Origin of the sequence: Burkholderia sp. BCC1988, assembly GCF_905339895.1 — a bacterium.
Classification (GTDB): Bacteria; Pseudomonadota; Gammaproteobacteria; order Burkholderiales; family Burkholderiaceae; genus Burkholderia.
The window spans coordinates 60478-85560 of the sequence record NZ_CAJPHA010000003.1 but is presented as its reverse complement, the minus strand read 5'-3'; the positions used below and the strand labels follow the sequence as shown (position 1 = coordinate 85560).

Annotated in this window: 24 protein-coding genes; 7 read left to right on the top strand and 17 right to left on the bottom strand. The window is 68.5% G+C overall.

Annotated elements, in window-relative coordinates:
• Nucleotides 1-5: 5 nt before the first annotated feature.
• The 17 genes from pyrF to mpl form a co-directional block, all read right to left on the bottom strand.
• Nucleotides 6-833, bottom strand: coding sequence for an orotidine-5'-phosphate decarboxylase (gene pyrF, locus U4012_RS05300; RefSeq protein ID WP_044844182.1), 828 nt, complete (start codon nucleotides 831-833; stop codon nucleotides 6-8).
• A gap of 39 nt (nucleotides 834-872) precedes the next feature.
• Entirely contained in the window at nucleotides 873-1937 is a 1065-nt protein-coding gene (locus U4012_RS05295; RefSeq protein WP_321796766.1) for an aldose 1-epimerase, read from the bottom strand.
• 74 nt (nucleotides 1938-2011) lie between these two features.
• The gene (locus tag U4012_RS05290) at nucleotides 2012-2827 is read right to left on the bottom strand and encodes an SDR family oxidoreductase (protein ID WP_321796764.1); all 816 of its coding nucleotides are present in this window, start codon (nucleotides 2825-2827) and stop codon (nucleotides 2012-2014) included.
• Nucleotides 2828-2850: 23 nt separating this feature from the next.
• A complete protein-coding gene (gene araH, locus U4012_RS05285) occupies nucleotides 2851-3867 on the bottom strand; it encodes an L-arabinose ABC transporter permease AraH (RefSeq protein WP_044844185.1) in 1017 nt (338 codons plus the stop codon).
• Nucleotides 3868-3947: 80 nt separating this feature from the next.
• Entirely contained in the window at nucleotides 3948-5468 is a 1521-nt protein-coding gene (gene araG, locus U4012_RS05280; RefSeq protein ID WP_321796761.1) for an L-arabinose ABC transporter ATP-binding protein AraG, read from the bottom strand.
• Nucleotides 5469-5535: 67 nt separating this feature from the next.
• Nucleotides 5536-6531: an arabinose ABC transporter substrate-binding protein gene (locus tag U4012_RS05275; protein ID WP_257768646.1), complete on the bottom strand. Its 996-nt coding sequence runs from the start codon at nucleotides 6529-6531 to the stop codon at nucleotides 5536-5538.
• 102 nt (nucleotides 6532-6633) lie between these two features.
• On the bottom strand, nucleotides 6634-7413 hold the full coding sequence (locus tag U4012_RS05270; RefSeq protein WP_321797086.1) for an SDR family oxidoreductase: 780 nt from the start codon (nucleotides 7411-7413) through the stop codon (nucleotides 6634-6636).
• Nucleotides 7413-8090, bottom strand: a complete 678-nt coding sequence (locus U4012_RS05265) for a 2-dehydro-3-deoxy-6-phosphogalactonate aldolase (RefSeq protein ID WP_321796758.1) — start codon at nucleotides 8088-8090, stop codon at nucleotides 7413-7415. The genes U4012_RS05270 and U4012_RS05265 overlap by 1 nt, the downstream gene beginning before the upstream one ends.
• A 22-nt stretch (nucleotides 8091-8112) precedes the next feature.
• A complete protein-coding gene (locus tag U4012_RS05260) occupies nucleotides 8113-9138 on the bottom strand; it encodes a 2-dehydro-3-deoxygalactonokinase (protein ID WP_321796756.1) in 1026 nt (341 codons plus the stop codon).
• On the bottom strand, nucleotides 9135-10034 hold the full coding sequence (locus tag U4012_RS05255; RefSeq protein ID WP_321796754.1) for an IclR family transcriptional regulator: 900 nt from the start codon (nucleotides 10032-10034) through the stop codon (nucleotides 9135-9137). Before U4012_RS05255 ends, U4012_RS05260 begins: the two co-directional genes overlap by 4 nt.
• 345 nt (nucleotides 10035-10379) lie before the next feature.
• Nucleotides 10380-10784, bottom strand: a complete 405-nt coding sequence (locus U4012_RS05250) for a hypothetical protein (protein ID WP_044844191.1) — start codon at nucleotides 10782-10784, stop codon at nucleotides 10380-10382.
• 84 nt (nucleotides 10785-10868) lie between these two features.
• A complete protein-coding gene (locus U4012_RS05245; RefSeq protein WP_321796751.1) occupies nucleotides 10869-12479 on the bottom strand; it encodes a S10 family serine carboxypeptidase-like protein in 1611 nt (536 codons plus the stop codon).
• Nucleotides 12480-12907: 428 nt separating this feature from the next.
• A complete protein-coding gene (gene mtgA, locus U4012_RS05240; protein ID WP_321796749.1) occupies nucleotides 12908-13645 on the bottom strand; it encodes a monofunctional biosynthetic peptidoglycan transglycosylase in 738 nt (245 codons plus the stop codon).
• A 14-nt stretch (nucleotides 13646-13659) separates the two neighbouring features.
• Nucleotides 13660-14526 (bottom strand): shikimate dehydrogenase, encoded by an 867-nt coding sequence (gene aroE, locus U4012_RS05235; protein ID WP_124892855.1) that lies wholly within the window; start codon nucleotides 14524-14526, stop codon nucleotides 13660-13662.
• On the bottom strand, nucleotides 14523-16622 hold the full coding sequence (locus U4012_RS05230) for an RNB domain-containing ribonuclease (RefSeq protein ID WP_321796746.1): 2100 nt from the start codon (nucleotides 16620-16622) through the stop codon (nucleotides 14523-14525). The genes aroE and U4012_RS05230 overlap by 4 nt, the downstream gene beginning before the upstream one ends.
• Nucleotides 16623-16703: 81 nt before the next feature.
• Nucleotides 16704-17273 (bottom strand): YqiA/YcfP family alpha/beta fold hydrolase, encoded by a 570-nt coding sequence (locus tag U4012_RS05225; protein ID WP_044844196.1) that lies wholly within the window; start codon nucleotides 17271-17273, stop codon nucleotides 16704-16706.
• A complete protein-coding gene (gene mpl / locus U4012_RS05220) occupies nucleotides 17270-18808 on the bottom strand; it encodes a UDP-N-acetylmuramate:L-alanyl-gamma-D-glutamyl-meso-diaminopimelate ligase (RefSeq protein WP_321797084.1) in 1539 nt (512 codons plus the stop codon). Before mpl ends, U4012_RS05225 begins: the two co-directional genes overlap by 4 nt.
• Nucleotides 18809-18888: 80 nt before the next feature.
• Between mpl and U4012_RS05215 the strand changes: the two genes are divergently transcribed.
• From U4012_RS05215 to U4012_RS05185, 7 genes are all read left to right on the top strand, one after another.
• On the top strand, nucleotides 18889-19533 hold the full coding sequence (locus U4012_RS05215) for a UDP-N-acetylmuramate--alanine ligase (protein ID WP_124488239.1): 645 nt from the start codon (nucleotides 18889-18891) through the stop codon (nucleotides 19531-19533).
• A gap of 7 nt (nucleotides 19534-19540) precedes the next feature.
• Nucleotides 19541-20095 carry a TlpA family protein disulfide reductase gene (locus U4012_RS05210; protein ID WP_124488238.1) on the top strand — a complete coding sequence of 185 codons (555 nt, stop codon included), beginning with the start codon at nucleotides 19541-19543 and terminating at the stop codon, nucleotides 20093-20095.
• Between the two features lie 194 nt (nucleotides 20096-20289).
• A complete protein-coding gene (gene aroQ, locus U4012_RS05205) occupies nucleotides 20290-20742 on the top strand; it encodes a type II 3-dehydroquinate dehydratase (RefSeq protein WP_040143361.1) in 453 nt (150 codons plus the stop codon).
• A 64-nt stretch (nucleotides 20743-20806) separates the two neighbouring features.
• On the top strand, nucleotides 20807-21280 hold the full coding sequence (accB, locus tag U4012_RS05200; protein WP_044844199.1) for an acetyl-CoA carboxylase biotin carboxyl carrier protein: 474 nt from the start codon (nucleotides 20807-20809) through the stop codon (nucleotides 21278-21280).
• Nucleotides 21281-21365: 85 nt separating this feature from the next.
• Nucleotides 21366-22733: an acetyl-CoA carboxylase biotin carboxylase subunit gene (accC, locus tag U4012_RS05195; RefSeq protein ID WP_044844200.1), complete on the top strand. Its 1368-nt coding sequence runs from the start codon at nucleotides 21366-21368 to the stop codon at nucleotides 22731-22733.
• Nucleotides 22734-22735: 2 nt separating this feature from the next.
• Complete coding sequence (gene prmA, locus U4012_RS05190) at nucleotides 22736-23638, top strand: 50S ribosomal protein L11 methyltransferase (RefSeq protein WP_257768705.1); 903 nt, start codon at nucleotides 22736-22738, stop codon at nucleotides 23636-23638.
• A 45-nt stretch (nucleotides 23639-23683) separates the two neighbouring features.
• Complete coding sequence (locus tag U4012_RS05185; protein ID WP_321796738.1) at nucleotides 23684-25063, top strand: DUF3426 domain-containing protein; 1380 nt, start codon at nucleotides 23684-23686, stop codon at nucleotides 25061-25063.
• Nucleotides 25064-25083 lie beyond the last annotated feature (20 nt).

The following is a 25083-nucleotide window of genomic DNA, read 5'->3' as shown; positions in this document are numbered from 1 at the left end:
ATATTTCAGCGATGCGCGTTGATCGTATCGCGCGTCTTCTGCGCGGCGAGCGCGGCGGCTTCGGCGAAATCCTCGCCCTTGCTCGCGTACAGGATCGCGCGCGACGAGTTGATCATCATCCCGGTGCCGTCGGCGGTGCGGCCCGCGTTGACGGTCGCCTGCACGTCGCCGCCCTGCGCGCCGATGCCGGGGATCAGGAGCGGCATGTCGCCGACGATCCCGCGCACGATCTCGATCTCCTTCGGGAACGTCGCGCCGACCACGAGGCCGAGCTGGCCGTTCTTCGCATTCCACTTGTTCGCCGCGAGGTCGGCCACGACCTGGTACAGCGGCCGGCCACCCGTTTCGAGGAACTGCAGGTCCGACCCGCCCGGGTTCGACGTGCGGCACAGCACGATCACGCCCTTGCCTTCATGCTCGAAGTACGGCTCGACCGAGTCGTAGCCCATGTACGGGTTCACGGTGACCGCGTCCGCGCGATAGCGCTCGAACGCTTCGCGCGCGTACTGCTCGGCGGTGCTGCCGATGTCGCCGCGCTTCGCGTCGAGGATCACGGGCAGGCCCGGGTGCTGGAGGTGGATGTGCGCGATCAGCCGCTCGAGCTGATCTTCCGCGCGATGCGCGGCGAAGTACGCGATCTGCGGCTTGAACGCGCTCGCGTACTGCGCGGTCGCGTCGACGATCTGCCGGCAGAACTCGAAGATCGCGTCGGGCTGGCCGTCGAACTGCACGGGAAAACGCGACGGCTCGGGATCGAGGCCGACGCACAGCAGCGAATTCGTGCGCTGCCACGCGGCGCGCAGCGATTCGATGAAAGTAAGCGGGGAAGACATGGCGGATACTCGCGGCAAACCGTTGATAGACCGCGTATTTTACCCGCGTCGCCGGCGGCCTTCGCGCACGGCGGCGTCGACCCGTGCATCGGCCCGCTCGACGGTGAACGCGAAACGCCGCGTGAGCCGCTCGCCCGGCGCGAGCAGCGTCATCCCGTGCGCGGCCGCGCCGCCCGGCAGGTTCACCGCATTGATCGGATGATCGACCGGCTCGAAGCAGAAGAACGGCTCGCCGGGCGGCGTATAGAGCACGTACGCATCGGCGTCGGCCGCGATCGTCAGCAACAGCCCGCGGTGCGGCCAGCTCACCGTCGCGTGGCCGCCCCAGCCGGTGAACGCATGATTGACGAGCGTCGCCGGCAACGGATACGCGACGCCGAACTGCCAGGCCGGCGGCACGCACACGTGCCGCACCGGCAGGAAATCCGCGCCCGACAGCCACAGGCCGCCCGCGGCCGCGGCCAGCTCGGTCGCGTCGTCGCGCACCAGGAACGGGTGCAAGCCGAGCCCGAACGGCAGCCGCGCGCGCCCCGCGTTTTCGATCGTCAGCGCGATCGACAGCGTCGTGTCGTCGAGCGCGAACGACTGGATCGCACGAAACGCGTACGGCGCGCCGCTCGCGCGATCGAGCGACAGCTGCAGCGTGGTGTCGGTCGCGTCGTCCACCTGCCACGGCGCGAGCCAGCCGTCGCCGTGGATCGGCAGCGGCTCGTCGCGGCGGTTGCGCGGCACCGCGACGCTGCGCCCGTCGCATTCGAAGCGGCCGTTGCCGATCCGGTTCGAATACGGCAGCAGCGGATAGCACGCGAGTGCGTTCGGGTCCGTCGCCGTCTCCGGGTGTTCGCAGCGTCGGAACACCGGCACCAGCGCACCGTGGTCGCCGCGCCAGTCGAAGCGCGCGATGCCGCCGCCGAGGTGGGGCAGCACGTCGAGCCGCAGCGCCGCGTTCGACAGCGTGACGGCCGCCGCATGCGCGGCGCCGACGCCCTGCGCGAACGTGGCGGTCTGCGGGCCGGCGCTGACCGGCTGCGCGGCGGCAGCCAGGCGCGCACGGCGCGACTGGCTCGTGGACGACGACGCTGCGCGCGAGGACGTGGCGGTCATGGTGAACTCCTTTGCTTCGTCGATGAAGCGATACGGATCGTCGCGCGGTGCCGCGCGAACACGGACATCGGCAATCAGGCCCAGCCGCCGTCGACCACCACGTCCTGCGCGGTGATCATCCGGCTGTCGTCGGCCGCGAGAAACAGCGCCATCCGGGCGAGATCGTCCGGCAGCAGCTCGGCGTCGATGCACTGGCCGGCCTTGATCGCCGCCCGGCCCGCGTCGTCGAGCCACAGCCTGCGCTGCTTGTCGGTCATCACCCAGCCGGGCACCAGCGAATTCACGCGGATCCCGAACGGGCCGAGATCGCGCGCGAGCCCGCGGGTGAGGCCCTGCACGGCCGCCTTCGCCATCACGTAGACGGGATAACCGCCGTTCTTCAGCATCCAGCTGATCGAGCCGAGGTTGATGATCGCGCCGCCGCCGCGCTGCTTCATGTCGTCGATCACCGCCTGCGCGGCGAAGAACTGGTGGCGCAGGTTCACCGCGATGCCCGCGTCGAACGACGCGGGCGTCACGTCGCCGATCGCGTGGCGCGTGTCGTTCGCCGCGTTGTTCACGAGCACCGCGATCGCGCCGATCCGTGCCCGGATCGTGTCGATCGCATGGCGCAACGCGTCGACGTCGGTCAGGTCGCACGGCAGGAACAGCGGCGCGTGGCGCACGTCCGGCGCCTGCGCGAGGCTTTCCGCGAGCGCCTGGCCCGCCTGTGCGTCGAGATCGACGAACGCCACGCGCGCGCCCTGCCGCGCGAAGTGCTCGACGAACGCCGCGCCGATGCCGGTCGCGCCGCCCGTGATCAGCACCGCGCGATCCTCGAGGCTCGGGTAGCGCGCATAGTGCGCGTCGCTCGCGGCGCGCGGATCCGGCGCGGAAGTTTCGATGGTCATGCGAATCGTCTCCGTGGAATCGGTCAGTCGCGTACGCCGCGGTTCTTCAGCTGGTCGAGCAGCACGGCCGCGAGCAGGATCGCGCCGCGCACCAGGTACTGGTAGAACGCGTCGATGTTCAGCAGGTTCATCACGTTCTCGACGGTGCCCATGATCAGCACGCCGATCACGACGCCCGAGATCGTCGCGCGGCCGCCCATCAGCGACACGCCGCCGAGCACGCACGCGGAGATCACGTTCAGCTCGAAGCCCTGCGCGGCGTTCGGCTGGCCCGACGTGATGCGCGACGCGAGGATCACGCCGGCGAGCGCCGTCACCGCGCCCTGGATCAGGAAGATGTACACGCGCGTGCGTTCGACGTTGATCCCCGCGAGACGCGACGCCTCGGGGTTGCCGCCGATCGCGAGCGTGTTGCGGCCGTACACGGTCTGGTTCAGCAGCACGCCGAACACGATGAAGCACAGCAGCGTGACCCAGATCGGCAGCGACACGCCGAAGAGCGTGAGGCCGCCGAGCGCGATGAAGGTATCCGACGACACGCCGACCGCCTGCCCCTTCGACACGATGAAGCCGAGCCCGCGCACGATTTCCATCGTCGCGAGCGTCGTGATCAGCGCGTTGATGCGCAGGTACGCGATCACCGCGCCGTTCACGAAGCCGATCGCGGCGCCTGCCGCGACCGCCGCGACGATCGCGACGAACGTGTTGTCGGTCGCGTTCAGCACCATCGCGCACAGCACGCCCGAGAACGCGACGGTCGAGCCGATCGACAGGTCGAAGTCGCGCGAGGCCAGACAGAACATCATCGTGCACGCGACCATCCCGATCTGCGAGATCGACAGCGCGAGGCCGAGCATGTTGTCGATCGAGAAGAAGTGATCGACCGTCAGCGACATCGTCAAGAACATCACCGCGAAGATCGCGATGAGGCTGTATTCGGTGAGGTGCTGCCACCACTTCTGGCGGTCGCTCTGCTGTGGAACCAGCGCGTCGGCCGACGGCTTCACGGCTGCGCTGGCGAGGTTTTCCCTGACTTGCATGGTTGTGTCTCCTGCTCCTGCATCGCGCGGCCCGCGCCGCGCGTGATCGATTCGAATGTCCTGCGTCGCCCGCGGCGACCTCACACTGCGTCAGCCGCCTCGACGACGCTCGTCTGCGGCAGCGCGAGGCTCAGCACCGCATGCTCGTTCGCCCGTTCGCGCGGCAGCTCGCCCGCGATCCGCCCTTCGCGCATCACGACGATGCGGTCGGACACGCCGAGCACTTCCGGCAGCTCCGACGACACCATCACGATCGCGCAGCCGCGCTCCGCGAGCCGGTAGATCACGTCGTAGATCTCGTGCTTCGCACCGACGTCGATGCCGCGCGTCGGCTCGTCGAGGATCACGACCTTCAGGTCGGGCTCCGCGAGCCAGCGCGACAGGATCGCCTTCTGCTGGTTGCCGCCCGACAGGAAGCGGATCTTCTGCCGCCGGTTCGGCGTCTTGATCTTCAGCCGCTGGATGAAGCGGTCGGCCGTTTCGCTTTCGGTCTTGCGGTCGATGAACAGGCCCGCGCGCAGCGAATGACGGCGGCAGCTGATGTTGATGTTCTCCGCGACCGACGCCATCGCGATGATCCCTTCCTCCTTGCGGTCTTCCGGACACAGCACGATGCCGTGACGGATCGCGTCGCCGGTGCGCTTCACGTCGATACGCCGGCCGTCGAGCGTCAGCGTGCCCGCGCGCCGGCGGTCGGCGCCGTACACGAGCCGCATCAGTTCGCTGCGTCCCGCGCCGACGAGGCCGAAGAACCCGACGATCTCGCCCGCGCGCACCGAGAAGCTCGCGGGTTCGCGCAGCGCCGGACCATCGACGCCTTCGGCCGACAACCGCACGTCGCCGAGCGCGCGCGGCGCGTAATGGTAGATATCCGAAATTTCGCGCCCGACCATCTCGGCGACCAGCCGCTCGCGCGGCACGTCGGCGAGCGATTCGTGCGACGCGATCTTGCGCCCGTCGCGAAAGATCGTGCACGCATCGCACAGCCGGTAGATCTCGTCCATCCGGTGCGAGATGTAGATCAGCGCGCGGCCCTGCGCGCGCAGGTCGTCGACGAGCTTGAACAGCACCTCGGTCTCGCGATGCGACAGCGAGCTCGTCGGCTCGTCGAGCGCGATCACGCGCGCATTGCGCATCAGCGCCTTGCAGATCTCGACCATCTGCCGCTGCGCGATCGACAGCCGGCCGAGCTTCGCGTCCGGATCGAGATCGACGCCCATCGCCGCGAGCCGCTCGCGCACGTGGCGCTTCGCCTCGCCCGTCCTCACCCAGCCGAGCGCATTGGGCAGGCGGCCGAGCAGCAGGTTCTCCGCGACCGTCAGGTCCGGCACGTACTGCAGTTCCTGGTGAATCACCGCGATGCCGGCCGCGATCGACGCGGCCGCACTCGAGAAATGCACGGGCTGGCCGTCGACCAGCACGCTGCCCGCATCGGGCTGGTATTCGCCGCCGAGAATCTTCAGCAGCGTCGACTTGCCCGCGCCGTTCTCGCCCATCAGGCCATGCACCTCGCCCGCGTGCACGTCGAACGAGATGCCGTCGAGTGCGCGCACGCCGGGAAATACCTTGCCGATATTGTCAAAACGCAGTGCCGCTGACACGTCGTCTCCCCACTTGCAGATCCATCGATCGCCGGCCGCCGCATCGCCGCGGCGGCCGGCGTGCCGCTTACTTCGAGGCAAGCCCCATCTCCTCGCGCACCTTCGACACGTTGTCGCGCGTCGCGAGCATGCCGGTGGTCAGCGTGAGCGGCGCCGGCGCCTTGCCCTGCGTGATCCACGTGTACATCAGCTCGGAGGTTTCCTCGCCGTGGCGCTTCGGGCTGATGATCACGGTGCCGTAGAAGCCCGTCGGCTGCGGCTTCTTGAACTCGTTCAACGCCGAATCGGAACCGCCGATGCCGATGCCGATCATGTTGTCCGCCTTGAAGCCGCGCCCTTCGGCCGCGCGCACCGCGCCGAGCACGGCCTCGTCGTTCAGGCCGTAGGCGACCCAGTGCTTGAACTGCGGGTTCTTGGTGAGCGCGATGTTCGCCGCGTTGAACGCGTTCTCGGTATCGGTCTTCGCCTGCGGCGCCGCGATCACGTTCGCCTTCGGAAAGCCCGCGGCCACCAGCGCATCGGTCGCGCCGCTCGTGCGGTCGTGCGCGGTCGGCAGCTGCTCGTAGGTGATGTCGATCGCGCCGACCTCCTTCATGTTCCAGCCGCGCTTCTTGATCTCGGCCGCGATGCCGTCGCCGACCTGCTTGCCGATGTTGTACGCGGAGATCCCCATGTGCGGCACCGCCTCGATCGGCTTGCCCGCGCCGTCGACGAGGCGGTCGTCGACCGTCATCATCTTCAGGTTGTGCGACTTCGCCTTCGCGACGATGCCCGGCCCGAGCTTCACGTCGGGCGTGCAGATGATGAAGCCCTGCGCCTTCTGCGCGGACAGGTTGTCGATCGCGCTCATCACCTTCTCGCCCGACGGCGCGCCGATCTTCACGAGCGTGAAGCCCTTGTCCTTCGCCGCGATCTCGGCGAACTTCCATTCGTCCTGGAACCACGGCTCTTCCGGCTGCTTCACGAGGAAGCCGATCTTGACCGGGTCGGCCGCGTGCGCAACCGGGCTTCCCATCACCACCGCGGCCGCGGCGGCCAGCGTTACGAACGTTCTGCGTTTCATCTCCAGTGTCTCCTTGTCTTCATCGAACGGAATGCAGCCGCTTGTTGGTTTCGACGCAGCGTGCGCGCGGCCGTCGCACGTGCGGTCTGTCGAATCGTTGCGTCAGTCGTGGTACAGCGCCGCGCGCCCGCCGTCGACGGTGATGCACGCGGCATTGATGAACGGCGCCTCGTCGGACGCGAGGAACACGGCCGTCATCGCGACTTCCTCCGGTTTGCCGATCCGCTTCATCGGCTGCAGCGCGAGCGTCTCGGCGCGCGCCGCGGCCGGGTCGGCCTGCGCATCCCACCAGTCGCGCGTGAGCTGCGTCTCGATGTAGCCGGGCGCGATCGCGTTCACGCGCACGTTGCGCGCCGCGTATTCGATGCCGAGCGCACGCGTGAGGCCCAGCACGCCGTGCTTCGCGACCGGGTACGGAAAGCAGCCCGGGATGATCCGGAACGCATGCGTCGACGCGATGTTGACGATGCTGCCGCGGCCGCGCTCGACCATGCCCGGCAGCGCCGCGCGGCAGCCGTGCCACACGCCGTCGAGGTCGACCGCGAAGCAGCGGCGCCAGTCGTCGTCCGTCATCGTCAGCGGATCGGCGAACACGTTGATGCCCGCGTTGTTCACCAGCACGTCGAGCGGGCCGAAAGCCGCTTCGGTCTGCGCGAGTGCGTCGCGTACCGAGTCCTGCCGCGCGACGTCCGCATGCAGCGCCAGCACGCGCGCGCCGTCGATGTCGTCGGCGAGCGCCGCGGCCGTGCGCTGCGCCTGCGCGAAGTCGAGGTCGACGAGCGCGACGGCTGCGCCCTCGCGTGCGAACGCCTGCGCGATCGCGGCGCCGATCCCGCGGCCCGCGCCCGTCACCATCGCGACCTTGCCCGCGAGGCGTTCCATCATGCGGCTCCGCCGCGCGCCGCGCGCAGGCCGGCCTGGAACGCGCGTGCGTTCGCCGCGGTCGTGTCCGCCGACTGGCCGGGCCGGTACAGCGCCGAACCCAGGCCGAAGCCGTTGGCGCCTGCCGCGAGGAACGGCTGCATGTTGTCCGGCGTAATCCCGCCGACCGGAAGCAGCGGCACCGCGCGGTCGATCACCGCGCGCCACGCCTTCACGACGGGCACGCCGAGCTGCTCGGCCGGGAACATCTTCAGCACGTCGGCGCCGTTCGCGAGCGCGGCGAACGCCTCGGTCGGCGTCGCGACGCCCGGTGCGCTCGCGAGCCCGCGCTCGCGCGCGCGGCGGATCACCGCCGCGTCGCTGTGCGGCATCACGATCAGCGTGCCGCCCGCGTCCTGCACGCGGTCGACGAATTCGGCGCGCAGCACGGTGCCCGCGCCGACGATCATGTCGTCGGGCAGCGCGCGGCGCAGCGCCGCGATGCTGCCGAACGGATCGGGCGAGTTGAGCGGCACCTCGACGATCCGGAAGCCGGCTTCATGCAGCGCAAGGCCGTGGTCGACAGCGTCCGCGGGCGCGATGCCGCGCATGATCGCGATCAGCGGGCACGCGTCGAACGCGCGCATCAGCGCGGCGTGCGGCGTGTACGGCGCGGGCAGCGTAAGGTCGGACGACATTGGCGGTTCCTCTTCAATCGGTTCATTGGTCGGCGCAGACGGGTTCGCCGTCCGCGCGCACGAGTCCGGCACGCGACGCGATCCACCACAAGCCGCGCTCGGTCGCCTGTGCGACGACGCGTGCATGCGTGCAGCCGAATACGCTCAGCGCGTCGACGTAGCGCGCGCACAATCCGTCGTCGCCGATCAGCAGCAGCGGCTGGTTCGCGAGCGCGACACCGCGCTCCGCGAGCATCGCGTCGAGCGCGTTCAGCTCATGGCCGATCAGCAGCCCGGACAGATAGTCGCCCTGCGCATCGGGCGCGAGCCGGTCGGTCAGGCCGAGCGTGCGCGTGCTGAAGATCGTCGCGAGCAGCCCCGCGCGCTGCGCGCCGCGGGCCACCGCGACACCGCGCGCGAACGCCGCGCGGTCGGGCGACGCGCTCGCGCGCATCGTGCGGCCGAGGATCGTGTGATCGCGCAGCGCCGCGAACAGCTCGCCCGTCATGAAGGTCTGGAAGCGCTCGATGAGCCCGCCCTTCACCCATGCCCACTTCGCATGCGTGCCCGGCAAGCCGATCAGTACCCCTGAACGATCGGCATCAAGCATGGGATCGTTCGCGAGTGCGCCGAATATCTGCGTTTCTTCGCCGCGCATCACGTCGGGCAATTCGCCCGTCGCGATCACGCCCGGCACGATCGACACAGTCGTGCCGCGCGCCGTCGTCACCGTGACGAGCCCCGCGACGAGCGCGTCGGCGCCGGCCGGCACCGCGACGTACGGCGCCTCGCGCCAGCCCTGCGCGCTGCCGACCATCCCGGCCGCCAGCACCGGCACGCCCGGCGCGCGGTCGAGCCAGTCGCCGCACGCTTCCTCGAACACGACGTCGAAGGCACGCGCGCCGCCGGCCGGCACGTGCATCACGCCTGCCGCGCGGCTGCGCGTGTCGAGCAGCGCGCCGTGCGCGTCGAACAGATACGCGCGCAGCGACGTCGTGCCCCAGTCGAGCGCGATCAGCGACGGGGCGGCGGAGTTGGCGTCCGGAGCGGTCCGGGTCGAATGGGTCATCGTTTGATCCTGCGGGTACCCTGCGGCGGGCTCCAGCCCAGTTCCGCGGAAATGGCTCGCGCTTCGCGCTGCACGAGCGGAATCAGTTCGTCCATCCGGTCGTGCGGCATGTACGGGATCGTGCTCGCGACCGATACGGCGGCGACGATCGCGCCCGACGCGTCGCGGATCGGCGCGGCCACGCAGCGGATCGACGCTTCGTTTTCCTCGAGGTCGAACGTGTAGCCACCGGCCGCGTAATGCGCCATGCGCTGCAGGAACGCGCTCGTCTCGGGCCGGTTGTCCGGCTTGAAATTGACGCCGGCCAGCGCGCGCCGCGCGGCTTCGAACAGCGAGCGCCACCGGTCCGGATCGAGGTCGAGCATCATCGCCTTGCCGATGCCGGTCGACGCGAGCGGCATCCGGTGGCCGACGCGCGAACGCATCTCGAGGCCGCGCGTGCCGGGAATCTTGTCGATGTACAGCACGTCGTCGCCGTCGCGCACGCCGAGGTGGATCGTGTCGAGCGTCGCTTCGGCGAGCGCCTCGAGGTGCGGCCGTGCAACCGCCGTGAGCGGCATCTGCTCGAGCGCGATCGTGCCGAGTTCGATCAGCTTCGGGCCGAGCAGGTAGCCGCCCTGCACCTGGCGCAGGTAGCGCGCCTGCACGAGGCTGCTGACGAGACGGTGCGTCGTGCTGCGCGTCGTGCCGAGCGCGGTGCCGATCGCACGCATGTCGCGCGCGCCGTTCGCGATCGCTTCGAGGATCGCGAGGCCGCGCAGCAGCGTCTGCGTGCCGGCCTGCTGCGCGGCGAGGTCGAGCGGCGTGCTGGTCGCGCCGATGCTGTCGGTCAGCGGCGCATCGTCCGGCGTCGCGCGCCGGGCGTCGAGAGCAAGGGTATCGGGCATCTTGGTCATGGAACGGGCTTCTTCAGCGGAATCGGTCTAGCCGCTGTCGCGAGGCCGGAACGAAGCCCGGCGTAGCGGCAACGCGGCGGTCGATGCACCGAGGAAAGCGCCCGGCGAACGTCATGGAAGGTGTCTCCGTGTGCGTCGGGCGCCGCGCGATGCGTGGGTCCGAAGCTGTCGATGTGCTTCGGATTGTAGGAGCGCACGCACTCGCCTCCAATATTTGAGTGCGTTGTCCAGATAATGAGAAAAGCGACGGAAGCCGCGGCATTCGGCGCGGAACCGCCGCGCCATGCGCACGGGGGCGGAACCCGACACGTTGCGGGTCCCGCCCCCGTTATCCGCGCGGCGCGCTTACTGCTGGTTCGTGCTGCGCGCCTGCATGTAGCGCTGCACGTCGGAGAACGACACGCGGCCGCTACCGTTCGCGTCGATCTGCCGGAAGTGGTTCGCGACGTAGCCGAGGCCGGCCGCGCGCGCCTGCGCTTCGGTGATCGAGCCGGTGTTCTGCGTGTCGGCCGCGCCGAACTGCCGCGCGAGCTTGCGCACCACCTGCGCGTGCAGCGCGGCGCCCGTCGTCTGCGTGCCGGCGGTCGGCTTGCGCGCGGCCGGCGGCACGTACGGATCGCCGAGCTGCGCCTGGCGCGCGCGCGCCGGGGTGGCGGCGTCGCTCGCCTGCGCGAACGCGGACACCGATGCGGATGCTGCAACCCCGGCGCATGCGAGCGCCGCGGCAACGACGATGAAACGTTTCTTCATGTCAGGCTCCAGTCGGGAATGAGGTCGTCGACGGCCGGCGAACGGCGCCGCCGCGGGCGCGCGTCGCCAGGCCCGCACATCGCATCAGTGCGCGGCCGCGTTGTAGAAAGTCACGAGGTCGGCTTTCTCCTGCGGACGCGACGTATCGTCGAGATAGACCATGTGTCCACCCTGATAGTCCTTGATCGTCAGGTTCGGTTGCGTGCCGAGCCGCGCGAGGTCGAGCTCGGTCTGGTAGAACGGCGTCGCGATGTCGTGATACCCGTTCAGCGACAGCACCTTCAGCGACGGATTCAACGTCAACGCAGCCGCGAGATCGGGAATCGTGTCGGGCATCGCGAGGCCGTCGTGCGTCCAGTCCCAGGTCTCGATCGCATTGCTGCTGAGCGAATACGCCGACTGCGCGCTGTACTTCAGCACGTTCGGCAGGTAGCTGCCGATCGTGTCGGTGAACGGCTTCGTGATGAACGTGCTCGACGGGTCCCCGTCCGCCGCGAGCGGGCTCGACGACGACACGTTCACGCGTGCGTCGTAGCGGCCGATCAGCGTGCCCGGGATCAGCGCCACCTGGAAGCTGTTGTCGAAGAAGGTCGGGACCACGTTGAAGTCAGCATTCCAAAGCGACTGCTTCACGCCGGTCGAATTCACCATCGTCGTGACGAGCGCAGGCGGAGGCGGCGTGTGGCTCGCGAGATAGGCGTTCACGGCGGGCGTGTAGCTGCCGGCCGTCAACTGGCGCATCTGGTCCGCGTACTGCGGCAGGCTCGACGGGTTCGGATTGTCGAGCTGGTAGTACGCGCCGACGGTGCCGTAGGACGGCACGAAGCCCGCGCAGCTCACCGGGCTCGCCCCGTTGTTCGAGTTGCCGACATAGTCGCTCGCCATGTCGCAGTTCGCGTTGTAGTTCAGGATCGACGACTGCAGCACGATGCCGTCGAGCTTCACGCCGGCGGTCTCGAGCAGGTTCGCGAGCACGTCGGTGCGCGGCGTGCCGTACGACTCGCCGAACAGGTATTTCGGCGAATCGTTGCGCCGGTTCACGGCGATGTAGCGCGTCACGAAGTCGCGGAACGCGCCGCCGTCCTGGTCGACACCCCAGAACGTCTGGTTCGTGTTCGGCGCGATCGCCTCCGAGAAGCCGGTGCCGATCGCATCGACGAACACGAGGTCGGTCGTGTCGAGCAGGCTTTCCGCGTTGTCGACGAACGGGAACGTCGAGGCATTCGCGTTCGGGTCGCCCGTCTGGATCCGCTTCGGACCGAACGAGCCGAGATGCAGCCACACCGATGCGGAACCGGGGCCGCCGTTGTACAGGAACGTGACGGGCCGCTTCGCCGCGGGCTGGTTGTCCGCGGTGTACGCGATGTAGAAGAACGAGGCTTCGGGCGCGCCCGTCTGCGGATTGCGCGCGACGAGATGGCCGGCGGTGGCCGTGTAGCGAATCGTCTTGCCGTTCAGCGTGATCTGGTGATGGGTGACGGCGGCCTTTTCGACCGCGGCGGACGCGTCGAGCGACGCGCTCGCGCTCGATGAATAACTGTTGGGATCGTTGTACGGCCTGTCCACCTGAGCGGCGGGATCGGCTGAATTGTCGGTACCTGCTGCCGAGGACGGGGTCACGTCGTCGTTGCAGGCCGTCAGAATCAGCGAAGAGAACACAACTCCCAACCACAGCTTCGCTTTGCTCGCTGGCATCGTTGCTTTCCTTCTCTCGAATGTTTTTTTGTGTCGAGCAGCCGGGTGAGCCGCCCCCCGCCTCGATTGCGGCCGATAAGCCGAGGCGCCGGCCAATATACGCGAGCGGGTCGGCTTTGAAAAATTTGGAAATATTCGATCGGCGGGCGGTGCAGTGCACACCTTTCAGGAATGCTTCGATTCGCGAACCGTCGCTTTTCAGTCGCCTTTCGATTGCTTTCGTGTTTACTCCGGAGCACTAAAAATCACGCGGATTTCGTGCCATATCGACAAACAAAATTCCGCGCGTGCGGGCATTGCTCAGCAAAGCGAAATAGACGAATTCGTCTAATGGATGCGGCCCGAAATGCGGGCATCACGAATGCGCTGCAGTGCACCAATGGCGCACCGGCGACGGAACGGACAATGCGACGGCGCGGGTGCGCCGCTCACTGCGATTGCGGAAGTTCGGCCGCGCCCATCCGGCGGGCAATGACGGCCGCGCGCTGCGCCTGGTAGGCCGAGCCGCGGTGCGCGTCGAACCAGCGCGGCTTCGGCAGCATCACCGCGAGGCGCGCCGACTGCCACGCGCCGAGCCGGCTCGCGGGAATCCTGTAGTAATAACGGGCGGCGGCCTCGGCGCCGTACACGCCGCGACCCCATTCGACCGAATTCAGGTAGATCTCGAAGATCCGCTCCTTGTCGAGCACCGTCTCGAGCATCCACGTGATGATCAGCTCCTGCCCCTTGCGGATGTAGCTCTTCTCGCGCGACAGGAACAGGTTGCGCGCGAGCTGCTGGGTGATCGTCGAACCGCCCGCGACGATCCGGCCGCGCGCCTTGTTCTTCTCCCATGCCTGCAGGATCGCGTCGACGTCGTAGCCGTTGTTGGTCGCGAAGGTCGAATCCTCCGACGCGATCAGCGCGCGCTTCAGGTTGCGCGAGATCTGGTCGTACGGCACCCACTGGTGCTGGATCTGCGCGGGCGGCTTGTCGCGCGACAGCCACCATGCGTCGGTCCGCATGAACGCGGTCGAGCCGGGATTGATGAACGACCACGCGGCGATCTGCACGAGATAGAACAGCTGCGTCGCGAGCCATGCGCCCGCGAACACCGAACCCGCATAGACGAGCCAGCGCGTCGCGCCGACCGTGCGCGTGCGCTGCGTGCCGCTGACCGCCACCACGTGCCGCGCTCCGCTCAGGCGGCCGCGAGCGCCTGGCGCAGCGCGGCCAGCACCGGTGCGCCGTCCGGCCGCACGCCGCGCCAGATGAAGAACGATTCGGCCGCCTGCTCGACCAGCATCCCGAGCCCGTCGGCCGTGCGCGCGCCGAGCGACGCCGCATGCTGCATGAACACCGTCGGCTGCGCGCCGTACATCATGTCGTACGCGAGCGTGCCCGCGCCGAACGCGGCCGCGTCGCACGCCGGCAGCGCCGCATCGAGGCTGCCTGCCGTCGCGTTGACGATCACGTCGTACGGCTCGGCACGCACGGCGTCCGGGCCCCCGCCCGACAGTACGCAGCCCGCATCGTGCGCGGCCTGCGCGAACTGGCCGACGAGCGCCTCGGCCTTGCTCGCGGTGCGGTTCACGATCGTGATCGACAGCGGCGCGCGCTCGAGCATCGGCAGCACGACGCCACGCGCCGCGCCGCCCGCGCCGAGCAGCAGGATGCGCGCGCCCGCGAGCGACACGCCGAGATTCGATTCGATGTCGCGCACGAGGCCGACGCCGTCCGTGTTGTCGCCGTAGATGCCGCCGTCGGCATCGATGCGCAGCGTGTTCACCGCGCCCGCCGCCGCCGCGCGCGGCGACAGCGTGTCGGCGAGCGCGTGCGCGTCGAGCTTGAACGGGACCGTCACGTTCGCACCGCGTCCGCCTTCGGCGATGAACGCGCGCACGGCGGCCTCGAAGCCGTCGACCGGCGCGAGCCGGTGCTCGTAGACGATCGCCTCGCCCGTCTGCGCGGCGAACTGCGCGTGGATGAACGGCGACTTGCTGTGCGCCACCGGGTTGCCGAACACCACATAGCGGTCGGCGCCGCTCGTCGACGCGGCTGCGTTCATGATGCGCGCCCCTCTTCGCTTGCCGCGCTTTCCTGGCTGTTGCCGCTCGCGGCCTCGTCGCCCGCGGCCGTCGCGCCGTCCGCTTCGGCCAGTGCTTCGGCCTCGGCTTGCGCCGACGCGTCCTGCGCATCGACCAGCGTGTCGTCGCCGCCCTCGTTCTCGTCTTCGTCGTCGGCCGCGTCGCCGCTCGTCACGGTCGGCGCGTCGAGCACGTTAAGCAGCCGCACCGACGCCTCGATCGTCAGCTCGTCGAGCGACATCACGTCGAGCAGCACGCGCGTGCCGCGCGCATGCACGCCGAGCCCCGGCACGTGCAGCAGCAGCGGAATTTCCTCGAGGCGCACCAGATCGCCCTTCACCACGCTCGCGACGACCTGCTTCTTCTGCTCCTGCGCGAGCCAGCGCAGGCACCAGAAGTACTCCATCCGGCGCTGGTAGTCGGCGTACGCGGTATAGGTGTCGTCGAAGCCCTGCACGACCGCGTACAGGTCGGCGTCCTTCGGCTTGAACGGCGCGGCGAGCTTCGCGGTGACGCCGTGCTGCACGCATGCCAGCAGTTGCCACTGGTTCACGAGGTCGACGTAACGGCGCAGCGGCGAAGTGCTCCACGCGTATTGCGCGACACCGAGGCCTTCGTGCGGCGCGGCCGTCGTCTGCATCCGCGTGCGCTTCGGGCCCGGCGCGCCGAAGCCGCGCTGCGAGCGATAGATGCCGGGCACCGTGTGATCGTGCAGGAACGCGCCCCACGTCGAGTTCGCGAGGATCGCGAGCTCCGACACGATCAGGTCGAGCGGCGAGCCGCGGCGGCGCGGCGTGATCGTCACGTGCTCGCCTTCGACGTAGAAGTTGTAGTCGGTGTTGCGCTGCACTTCGCGCTTCAGGCCGTAGCCCGCGCGCGCGACCTGGCGCTTCTCGAACAGCGCCTGCGCGAGCGGCCATAGCACGGCGATGTCGTCCTTGTGCGGATAGTCGCCGGTGCCGGCGGCGAGCGTCTCTTCGTTGACGAGCTCGTCGAGCGTGTTGTGGCGCAGGTTGTTCTTCACGAACACGAGTTCGGCGCGCGTCTCGTTCGCGACGATCTCCTGCGTCTCGCGGTTGACGATGATGTACAGCGACAGCGCCGGGCGGTAGTCGCCTTCCTTCAGCGTGAACACCTCGACCACGTCGTCCGGCAGCATCGTGATCTTGTCGCCCGGCATGTAGACGGTCGACAGGCGCGCGCGCGCGATCGCGTCGACCGCGTCGCCGCGCACGATGCCGAGCGCCGGCGCCGCGATGTGCACGCCGATCCGCACGCGACCGTCGGACAGGTGCTCGACCGAGAACGCATCGTCGATTTCGGTCGTCGTGATGTCGTCGATCGAGAACGCCTCGACGTCCGCGCGCGGCAGGTCGTCCGGCAGCGGGCCGACCGTGACGGCCGGGAAGCCCGTGCCGTGCGGGAAGAATTCCGCAAGAAAACGCGCCTCGTGCAGCGCCCGCGGCGACGCGATGCCGCCGCAGTCGAGCATCAGCCGCGCCGGCGATACGCCGCGCGCGCCGGCCGCCGCTTCCATCGCCTTGTATTCGATCGCGTTCTTGTCCGGCCGCGTCAGCAGCCCGAGCACCTTGCCCGCGAACGCTTCCGGCAGCTTGCCGGCCTTCAGTTCCTCTTCATACTGCGCTTGCACCAGCGCCTGCTGGCGCTTGCGCTCGAGCGACGCGAGCGCCATCTTGAGCTGCTCTTCCGGCGCGCGCTGGTACTGGCCGCGCCCCTTGCGGCGGAAGTAGACGGGCGAGCCGTGCAGCCGCAGCACCAGCGCCGCGCGCTCGACCGGGCCGTAGGTCGCGCCGAAATATTCCGCGGCCAGCGCCGTATACGCGAATTCCTCGGCCGGCGCGCATTCCCACAGGAAATCCAGGTCGATCTGCTGCGCGGCCGTGTCGGCTTCCTGCATCAGCTCGCTCGCGGCCGGCTTCTCGAATTCGATCAGCACGTCTTTCGCGCGCACCTTCGCCCGCCGCCCGCCGGGCAACTCGACTTGAAACGCGTCGCCCTGGCGCGACAGCACGCTGCCCGCCTTGAAACTGCCCGATTCCTCGAAGAAAACGTTCACTCAGTACTCTCGTTCAGACTGCCGGGCGCCGCATCGGCGGCGCCGCATGATGTTGGGAATTCGATCGGCATGACGCCGGGTTCATGACGTTCGGTCGTCGCAAAAGGCGAGAACGTCGTCGACATAGTCGGCAAATTCGCTGATTCCGTGGTCGCTGCCTTCGATCACGCGCGTTTTCGCGCCCGGGTAGTGGGCGAGCATCTCGCGGTAGTCCAGCACTTCGTCGCCCGTCGCCGCGAACAGATAGTAGCGTTCGGGCCGCGAAATCGCCGGCACGCGCAGCGCATCGAGCTCCTGCAGGTGATGGCGTTCGACGACGATCGAGCCGCCGCCGTGCCACAGCGGCTGTTCGCCCAGATGCTGCTCGAGGTCGCGCTGCGGCACGATCGCCGGATTCAGCAGCACCGCCTTCCAGCCGTGCTTTTCGGCGAGCCAGGTCGCGTAGTAGCCGCCGAGCGAGCTGCCGATCACCGTCACGTCGCGCACCCCGGCCACCGCGGCTTCCGCGACGGCGATCGCCTCGAGCGGCGACACCGACAGCGACGGACAGCGCCATTCGGGCGTGCGGCCGAGCTCGGCCATGCGCGCGGCGAGGAGCCGCGACTTCTGCGACTCCGGCGACGACCGGAACCCGTGCAGGTACAGGATCACGCGCGGCTCCCGAGCGCGTCGAGCAGCTTCTGGTGCACGCCGCCGAAGCCGCCGTTGCTCATCACGAGCACGTGGTCGCCCGGACGCGCGGCCTCGATGACCGACTTCACCAGGAGATGGAGATCGTCGAACGCGCGAGCCTTGTCGCCGAGCGGCGCGAGCGCGTCGCCGAGGTTCCAGCCGAGCGCGTCGCGCCCGGTCGGCGCGCCGTAGCCGAACACCAGGTCGGCGTCGGCGAGACTGGCCGGCAGTTGCGCCTTCATCACGCCGAGCTTCATCGTGTTCGAACGCGGCTCGAGCACCGCGAGAATACGGGAGTTTTGGCGGCCGATGCGTGCACGAAGGCCGGCGATCGTGGTTTCGATCGCGGTCGGATGGTGCGCGAAGTCGTCGTAGACGGTTACCCCATCCACGCTGCCGCGCACTTCCATGCGCCGCTTCACGTTGCGAAACGATGCGAGCGATTCGGCCGCCTGCGCGGGCGGCACGCCGACGTGGCGGGCGGCGGCGATCGCCGCGAGCGCGTTCATCCGGTTGTGGTCGCCCTGCACCTGCCACGCGACCTCACCGACACGCTCGGCCTGCGAATACACGGCGAAGCGCTCGTCGACCGGCACGCCGTCCTCGGCCGGCAGTGCCTGCCAGCCGCCGTCGACGCCGAAGCGCTCGACCTCGCTCCAGCAGCCGCGCGCGAGCACGCGCTCCAGCGCGTCCGAACGGCCGTTGGTCACGATCCGGCCGACGCCCGGCACGGTGCGCACGAGATGATGGAATTGCGTTTCGATCGCGGCGAGATCCGGGAAGATGTCGGCGTGATCGAATTCGAGATTGTTGAGCACCGCGGTGCGCGGCCGGTAATGGACGAACTTCGAGCGCTTGTCGAAGAACGCCGTGTCGTATTCGTCGGCCTCGATCACGAAGAAGCTCGAATCGGTCAGCCGCGCCGACACGCCGAAGTTCAGCGGCACGCCGCCGATCAGGAAGCCCGGGTTCAGGCCGGCATCTTCCAGCAGCCAGGCGAGCATCGACGACGTGGTCGTCTTGCCGTGCGTGCCCGCGACCGCCAGCACCCACTTGCCTGCCAGCACGTGCTCGCCGAGCCATTGCGGGCCGGATACATAAGGCAGGCCGCGATCGAGGATCGCCTCCATCAGCGGGTTGCCGCGCGTGACGACGTTGCCGATCACGAACAGGTCGGGCTTCAGGTCGATCTGCTCGGCGCCGTAGCCCTCGATCAGCGTGATGCCCTGCGCCTCGAGCTGCGTGCTCATCGGCGGATAGACGCCCGCGTCGCAACCCGTCACCGTGTGGCCGGCCTCGCGCGCGAGCACGGCGAGACCGCCCATGAAGGTGCCGCAGATGCCAAGAATGTGGATGTGCATAGATGAATGCTTTCGCGCCGCCGGGCGCCGTCGATTCGGAAAGAATGGTCTGCGGCACGCCGGACGGGCCGCCCGGCCAACGACTTTCGCCGCGACACAAAGACCGTCATTGTAACTGACGGCCCGCCGTGCCCGGCGGCCCGAACGACGGATCCGGACGCCGCGCGGCACGGCAGGCGACGCGCGGCCGCACCGCGTTCGGCCGCCGCGCGATCGAGTATGATTGCCGGATCATGTCTCGCAAACCTCTTGTCGACCCGCGGCGCGCCCGCGAGGAAATCGCCCAGTCCGCCGCCCGCCTGATCGCGGAGGACGGCCTCGATTACGCCAGCGCGAAACGCAAGGCCGCGCGCCAGCTGTTCGGCGATACGCGCGTTGCCGGCGAATGGCTGCCGGATAACGACCTGATCGAGGAAGAACTGCGCGAGTACCTCGCCCTGTTCCAGAGCGACACGCAGCCGGACGAACTGCGCCGCCTGCGCGAGATCGCGCTCGACTGGATGCGCCGGCTCGCCGAGTTCAATCCGTACGTGACGGGCGCGGTGCTGAACGGCACCGCGAACGCGCATTCGGATATCCATTTGCAGATATTCACCGACAACCCGAAGGACGTCGCGATCTACCTGCTGAACCAGAACGTTCAGTACGACGTGTCCGAGACGCGGCATTTCGCCGGTCGCGCCGACGTCGAGACGCTCAGCTTCCTGTGGCGCCCGCGGCGCGACGTGGACGCGATCGGCATTCACGTCGCGCTCTACGCGAGCGACGACCTGCGCGGCGCGGTCAAGGCCGACGCGCGCGGCCGGGTCGCCCGCGCGGACGCCGCCGCATTGCGTGCGCTCGTCGAAGCCAGCAACGCCCCTTCCGAACCGGAATGATTCAACGATGATGATGAAACGCATGTTGCCGCTCGCGGTGGTCGCGGCCGCCGCCGTCGCCGGCGGGCTCGCCGCCGGCCACTGGTTCCGCGGCGGCAGCGCCGATGACGGCGTCGCCGTCGCCGCGCCCGCTGCGCAGGGCAGCCCGGTCGACCAGCTGTGGGCCGCGTCGCTGACCGGCGTCGACGGCAAGCCGGCGTCGCTCGCTTCCTTCAAGGGCCAGAAGGTCGTGGTCAATTTCTGGGCGTCGTGGTGCGGCCCGTGCGTCGAGGAGATGCCGGAGCTCGTCGCGCTGTCGCACCAATACAAGCAGAAAGGCATCCGCTTCATCGGGATCGGCGTCGATTCCGACCAGAACGTGAAGAACTTTCTGCAGAAGGTGAAGGTCGACTATCCGGTTTTCGTCAGCGGTTATGCGGGCGCCGATCTGGCCCGTAATTTCGGAAATACCGCCGGCGCGCTGCCGTTTACGGTCGTCATCGACGAAACCGGCAAGATTCGCGAGACAAAATTAGGACAAATCCAACCGGCCGAGCTGAAAAAGACCCTCGACGCGTTGTGATCGCCCTGAACGGCGGCCAGCACGTTGGCGGCGATTTGTACGTCGATCGCCGCAATTTCACGTGAATTCGCTGATACTTTGCAGCCGCACCGGTAATTCTTGCAGGTCCGGCGCGCTCGGCCGTTCGGCAAAACTAGACAAATTTCTCTAAATAGCGCTAAAGTTCGCGCAATTCCGCAGAAATAGAAGCGACCATGACACGATTGCTGGTGCTGCACGGCCCCAACCTGAACCTTCTCGGCACCCGGGAACCGGAGGTGTACGGCCGCGTCACGCTTGCGCAGATCGATCAGGCGCTTGCCGCGCGAGCCCAGGAAGCCGGCGCCGAACTGTCGTCGTTCCAGAGCAACCATGAAGGCGCGCTCGTCGACCGCATTCAGGCCGCGCGGGAGGAACAGACCGATTTCATCCTGATCAATCCCGCCGCGTATACGCACACGAGCGTCGCGATCCGGGACGCGATCGCCGGCGTCGGCATCCCGTTCGTCGAGGTTCACCTGTCGAACGTGCACCGCCGCGAAGCGTTCAGGCATCACTCCTACTTTTCCGACCAGGCCGAAGGCGTGATCTGCGGGCTCGGCTGGAAAGGTTATCTGTACGCGCTCGAGTACGCGCTGGACAAGCTGCAAGGCGCGTCGCGCGGCTGATTTCGCGATCTAGATTCAGCGCCGGTCCCACCGGCGCTTTCACGTATTGAAAGGGGAATTCCCGATGGATCTTCGTAAGCTGAAAACTCTGATCGACCTCGTTTCCGAATCCGGCATCTCCGAGCTGGAAGTCACGGAAGGCGAAGGCAAGGTGCGTATCGTCAAGAACGCGCCGCCGGTCTACGTGCAGCCGACGGCTGGGTATGCCCCGCAAGTCAGCGCGCCCGCTCCGTCGGTCGCGCTGCCGACCGAAGGTGCTGCCGCGCCGGCAGCAGGCGCCGCCGCCGCACCGGCCGCCCCGCAAGGCCACGTCGTGACGTCGCCGATGGTCGGCACGTTCTATCGCGCGCCGTCGCCGGGCGCGGACCCGTTCGTCCAGGTGGGCGACACGGTCAAGGAAGGCCAGACGATCTGCATCATCGAAGCGATGAAGCTGCTCAACGAGATCGAGTCGGACAAGGCCGGCGTGATCAAGGAAATCCTCGTCGAGAACGGCCAGGCCGTCGAATACGGCCAGCCGCTTTTCGTGATCGGCTAAGTCCGCCGCGCGGCCCGTCCGGCCGCGCGCCGCCGATGCTCGCCAGGCGCCGTTCGCGCGCCCCTCGAAGAGACGAATACTCGCTATGTTTGAAAAAATCCTCATTGCCAACCGCGGTGAAATCGCGCTGCGCATCCAGCGCGCGTGCCGCGAGCTCGGCGTCAAGACGGTGGTCGTCTACTCGGAAGCCGACAAGGAAGCCAAGTACGTGCGCCTCGCGGACGAAGCCGTCTGTATCGGCCCGGCCCCGTCGAACCTGAGCTACCTGAACATGCCGGCGCTGATCAGCGCCGCGGAAGTCACCGATGCCGAGGCGATCCACCCCGGCTACGGCTTCCTGTCCGAGAACGCCGACTTCGCCGAACGCGTCGAGCAGTCGGGCTTCACGTTCATCGGCCCGCGCCCGGAAACGATCCGGATGATGGGCGACAAGGTCACCGCGAAGCAGACGATGATCAAGACCGGCGTGCCGTGCGTGCCGGGCTCGGAAGGCGCGTTGCCGGACGATCCGAAGGAGATCGTCAAGATTGCGCGCGCGATCGGCTATCCGGTCATCATCAAGGCAGCGGGCGGCGGCGGCGGGCGCGGGATGCGCGTCGTGCACACCGAAGCCGCGCTCGTGAACGCGGTCAACATGACCCGCGAGGAAGCCGGCCGTGCGTTCGGCAACCCGCAGGTGTACATGGAGAAGTTCCTCGAGAACCCGCGCCACATCGAAATCCAGGTGCTGTCGGACGCGCACAAGAACGCGATCTGGCTCGGCGAGCGCGACTGCTCGATGCAGCGCCGTCACCAGAAGGTGATCGAGGAAGCGCCGGCGCCCGGCATTCCGCGCCGCCTGATCGAGCGCATCGGCGACCGCTGTGCGGATGCGTGCAAGAAGATGGGCTACCTCGGCGCGGGCACGTTCGAATTCCTGTACGAGAACAACGAGTTCTACTTCATCGAGATGAACACGCGCGTGCAGGTCGAGCACCCGGTGTCGGAGATGATCACGGGCGTCGACATCGTGCAGGAACAGATCCGCATCGCGGCCGGCGAGAAGCTCGCGCTGCGCCAGCGCGACATCGAGTTCCGCGGACATGCGATCGAATGCCGGATCAACGCGGAAGATCCGTTCAAGTTCACGCCGTCGCCGGGCCGGATCACGTCGTGGCATACGCCGGGCGGCCCCGGCGTGCGCGTCGACTCGCATGCGTACAATGGCTATTTCGTGCCGCCGAACTATGATTCGATGATCGGCAAGCTGATCACCTACGGCGCGACGCGCGACCAGGCGATCCGCCGGATGCGCATCGCGCTGTCGGAAATGGTCGTCGAAGGCATCCAGACCAACATCCCGCTGCACCGCGAGCTGATGATCGACTCGAAGTTCGTCGAAGGCGGCACCAGCATCCACTATCTCGAACACCGGCTCGCCCAGAAGCAGCAGGTCGCACCGGAAGAAGCGTAAGCATGAGCTATCGCGAACTCGTCGTCGAACTGGCCCGTGAGCATGCGGAGGCGCTGTCCGACGCGCTGCTCGACCTCGGCGCGCTGTCGGTGTCCGTCGAGGACGCCGACGCCGACACGCCCGACGAACAGCCGCTCTTCGGCGAGCCCGGCCTCGTTCCCGAACGCACCGCGTGGCAGCACTCGCGCGTGATCGCGCTGCTGTCGCCCGATCACGACCCGGCCGTGCTGCTCGCGGCGGCCGCGAACGAGATCGGCGTCGCCGACACGCCGAAGTTCGACGTGCGCGAAGTCGAGGAACAGGACTGGGTGCGGCTCACGCAGTCGCAGTTCGAGCCGATTCCGATCGGCGAGCGGATCTGGGTCGTGCCGTCGTGGCACGACGCGCCCGACCCCGACGCGCTGATCCTCGAACTCGACCCCGGTCTCGCGTTCGGCACCGGCAGCCACCCGACCACGCGTCTGTGCATGGAATGGCTCGAACAATCGGTGAAGCCCGGCCTGTCGGTGCTCGACTACGGCTGCGGCTCGGGCATTCTCGCGATCCTCGCGCGGAAATGCGGGGCGAACCCCGTGGTCGGCATCGACATCGATCCGCAGGCGGTCGAATCGGCGCGCCAGAACAGCGAACGCAACCATGCGGAAGTCACGTACGGGCTGCCCGATGCGTGCCCGGCCGGCGAATTCGACATCGTCGTCGCGAACATCCTGTCGAACCCGCTGAAACTGATGGCGTCGATGCTCGCATCGAAGGTGAAACCGGGCGGGCGCATCGCGCTGTCGGGCGTGCTCGCGCGCCAGGCGGACGAAGTCGCGGCCGTCTATGCGCGCTACGTCGACATCTCGGTCTGGCGCGAACACGAAGGTTGGGTATGCCTCGCCGGAACCCGGCGGGAAAGCCATTAGAATAGCGCTGTCCTTCACTCTGGCCAGCAGGCCGCCCGGCTCGACATGCTTCTTGCGACGCGCTGCCCTCATTGCGAAACCGTCTTCCGGCTGCAGCAGGAACAGCTCTCGCTGCATGACGGGCTCGTGCGTTGCGGACACTGTCAGCAGGTCTTCGACGCATCGCAGTCGCTCGTACCCGATCCGGCACCGCCGGAATCCGCACTGACCGAAGCGGCGCCGGTCGAGCCGGCCGCCGCCACCCCGCAACACGACGCCGCGCCCGCGCGGCTCTTCACCACCGACGCACCGGTCGAACCGGCAGCGGGTTCCGATTACCAGCCGGAAGGCTGGGACATGTGGGCGCCGTGGCTCGATGCCGGCGTCGACCCGTCCCTGCAGCACAGCGTCGAGACCGTGCGCGCCGAGCCGCTGATCCCGCTCGCGCTGCCGTCGACGGAATCCGGTGTGGTTCACCTGTCCGGCACGCCGGCGCCGATCGCATCGCAGCCGGCCGAGTTGCACGCCGTCGCCGCGCGATCGGTCGGACCGGATGCCGTGCCGCCCGAAACCGACGAACCGCTCACGCCGCTCACGCCGCTCACCGAACCCGACCTGCGCGAACCGCGCTTCGTCGCGCCCGCGCCGTCGGTCGAACCCGCCGCAGCAGCGCCCGTCGAACCGGTCGGCAACGCGCGCTTCGCCGTGCCCGACGACGAGCACGCGCCACGCGAACCGCGCTTCGCGTTCAGGCCGGTGCAAGCCGAGCCCGGACTCGAACCGAAACCCGAACCCGACACCCGCGCCGAACGTGCCGCCGCACCGGCCGCAGCCGCCAGCGAACCGGGTGCCGAACCGGACGTACAACCGGCCGTCCAACCGGCCGTCCCCTTCCCCGCCGCACTGTCCGACGACGACCGCCCGCCCTTCGCCGTGACGCGCGAGCCGCGCGCGCAGCAGCGACGCGGAACGCTCGGCGGCTTTTTCGGCGGCCTCGTCGCGGCCGTGCTCGCGGTGCTGCTCGTCGCGCAGCTCGCGTGGTGGCAGCGCGAAACCGTGATGATCTACTGGCCCGTCACGCAGGGCTGGTTCCGGCAGGCGTGCGCGCCGCTCGGCTGCAAGGTGACGCCGCCGCGCGCGATCGACGGCCTGCGGCTCGACGCGGCCGACCTGCGCCAGATCGACGGCCCGCGCGTGCTGGAGTTGAAGGTGCCGCTGACGAACCGCTACCGCGTCGCGCTCGCCTACCCGTCGCTCGAACTGACGCTGCTCGACGACACGAATCACGTGACCGTGCGCCGCGTGCTCGCGCCGCGCGACTACGTGCGCCCGGGCATGCCGATCGACGCCGGGCTGCCGCCCGGCACGACGCAGACGATGGTCGTCCGTCTCGACACGAACGGCGCGCCCGCCTCGAATTTCCGCGTCCAGATCTTCTATCCGTGACGCCCCGCGGCGCGCGCATG

Bases quoted from the DNA above. Each gene is read 5' to 3' on its own strand.
- pyrF (WP_044844182.1), bottom strand. From the start codon at position 833: ATGTCTTCCCCGCTTACTTTCATCGAATCGCTGCGCGCCGCGTGGCAG.
- U4012_RS05295 (WP_321796766.1), bottom strand. From the start codon at position 1,937: ATGACCGCCACGTCCTCGCGCGCAGCGTCGTCGTCCACGAGCCAGTCG.
- U4012_RS05290 (WP_321796764.1), bottom strand. From the start codon at position 2,827: ATGACCATCGAAACTTCCGCGCCGGATCCGCGCGCCGCGAGCGACGCG.
- araH (WP_044844185.1), bottom strand. From the start codon at position 3,867: ATGCAAGTCAGGGAAAACCTCGCCAGCGCAGCCGTGAAGCCGTCGGCC.
- U4012_RS05275 (WP_257768646.1), bottom strand. From the start codon at position 6,531: ATGAAACGCAGAACGTTCGTAACGCTGGCCGCCGCGGCCGCGGTGGTG.
- U4012_RS05270 (WP_321797086.1), bottom strand. From the start codon at position 7,413: ATGGAACGCCTCGCGGGCAAGGTCGCGATGGTGACGGGCGCGGGCCGC.
- U4012_RS05265 (WP_321796758.1), bottom strand. From the start codon at position 8,090: ATGTCGTCCGACCTTACGCTGCCCGCGCCGTACACGCCGCACGCCGCG.
- U4012_RS05260 (WP_321796756.1), bottom strand. From the start codon at position 9,138: ATGACCCATTCGACCCGGACCGCTCCGGACGCCAACTCCGCCGCCCCG.
- U4012_RS05255 (WP_321796754.1), bottom strand. From the start codon at position 10,034: ATGACCAAGATGCCCGATACCCTTGCTCTCGACGCCCGGCGCGCGACG.
- U4012_RS05250 (WP_044844191.1), bottom strand. From the start codon at position 10,784: ATGAAGAAACGTTTCATCGTCGTTGCCGCGGCGCTCGCATGCGCCGGG.
- U4012_RS05245 (WP_321796751.1), bottom strand. From the start codon at position 12,479: ATGCCAGCGAGCAAAGCGAAGCTGTGGTTGGGAGTTGTGTTCTCTTCG.
- aroE (WP_124892855.1), bottom strand. From the start codon at position 14,526: ATGAACGCAGCCGCGTCGACGAGCGGCGCCGACCGCTATGTGGTGTTC.
- U4012_RS05215 (WP_124488239.1), top strand. From the start codon at position 18,889: ATGTCTCGCAAACCTCTTGTCGACCCGCGGCGCGCCCGCGAGGAAATC.
- U4012_RS05210 (WP_124488238.1), top strand. From the start codon at position 19,541: ATGATGATGAAACGCATGTTGCCGCTCGCGGTGGTCGCGGCCGCCGCC.
- aroQ (WP_040143361.1), top strand. From the start codon at position 20,290: ATGACACGATTGCTGGTGCTGCACGGCCCCAACCTGAACCTTCTCGGC.
- accB (WP_044844199.1), top strand. From the start codon at position 20,807: ATGGATCTTCGTAAGCTGAAAACTCTGATCGACCTCGTTTCCGAATCC.
- accC (WP_044844200.1), top strand. From the start codon at position 21,366: ATGTTTGAAAAAATCCTCATTGCCAACCGCGGTGAAATCGCGCTGCGC.
- prmA (WP_257768705.1), top strand. From the start codon at position 22,736: ATGAGCTATCGCGAACTCGTCGTCGAACTGGCCCGTGAGCATGCGGAG.
- U4012_RS05185 (WP_321796738.1), top strand. From the start codon at position 23,684: ATGCTTCTTGCGACGCGCTGCCCTCATTGCGAAACCGTCTTCCGGCTG.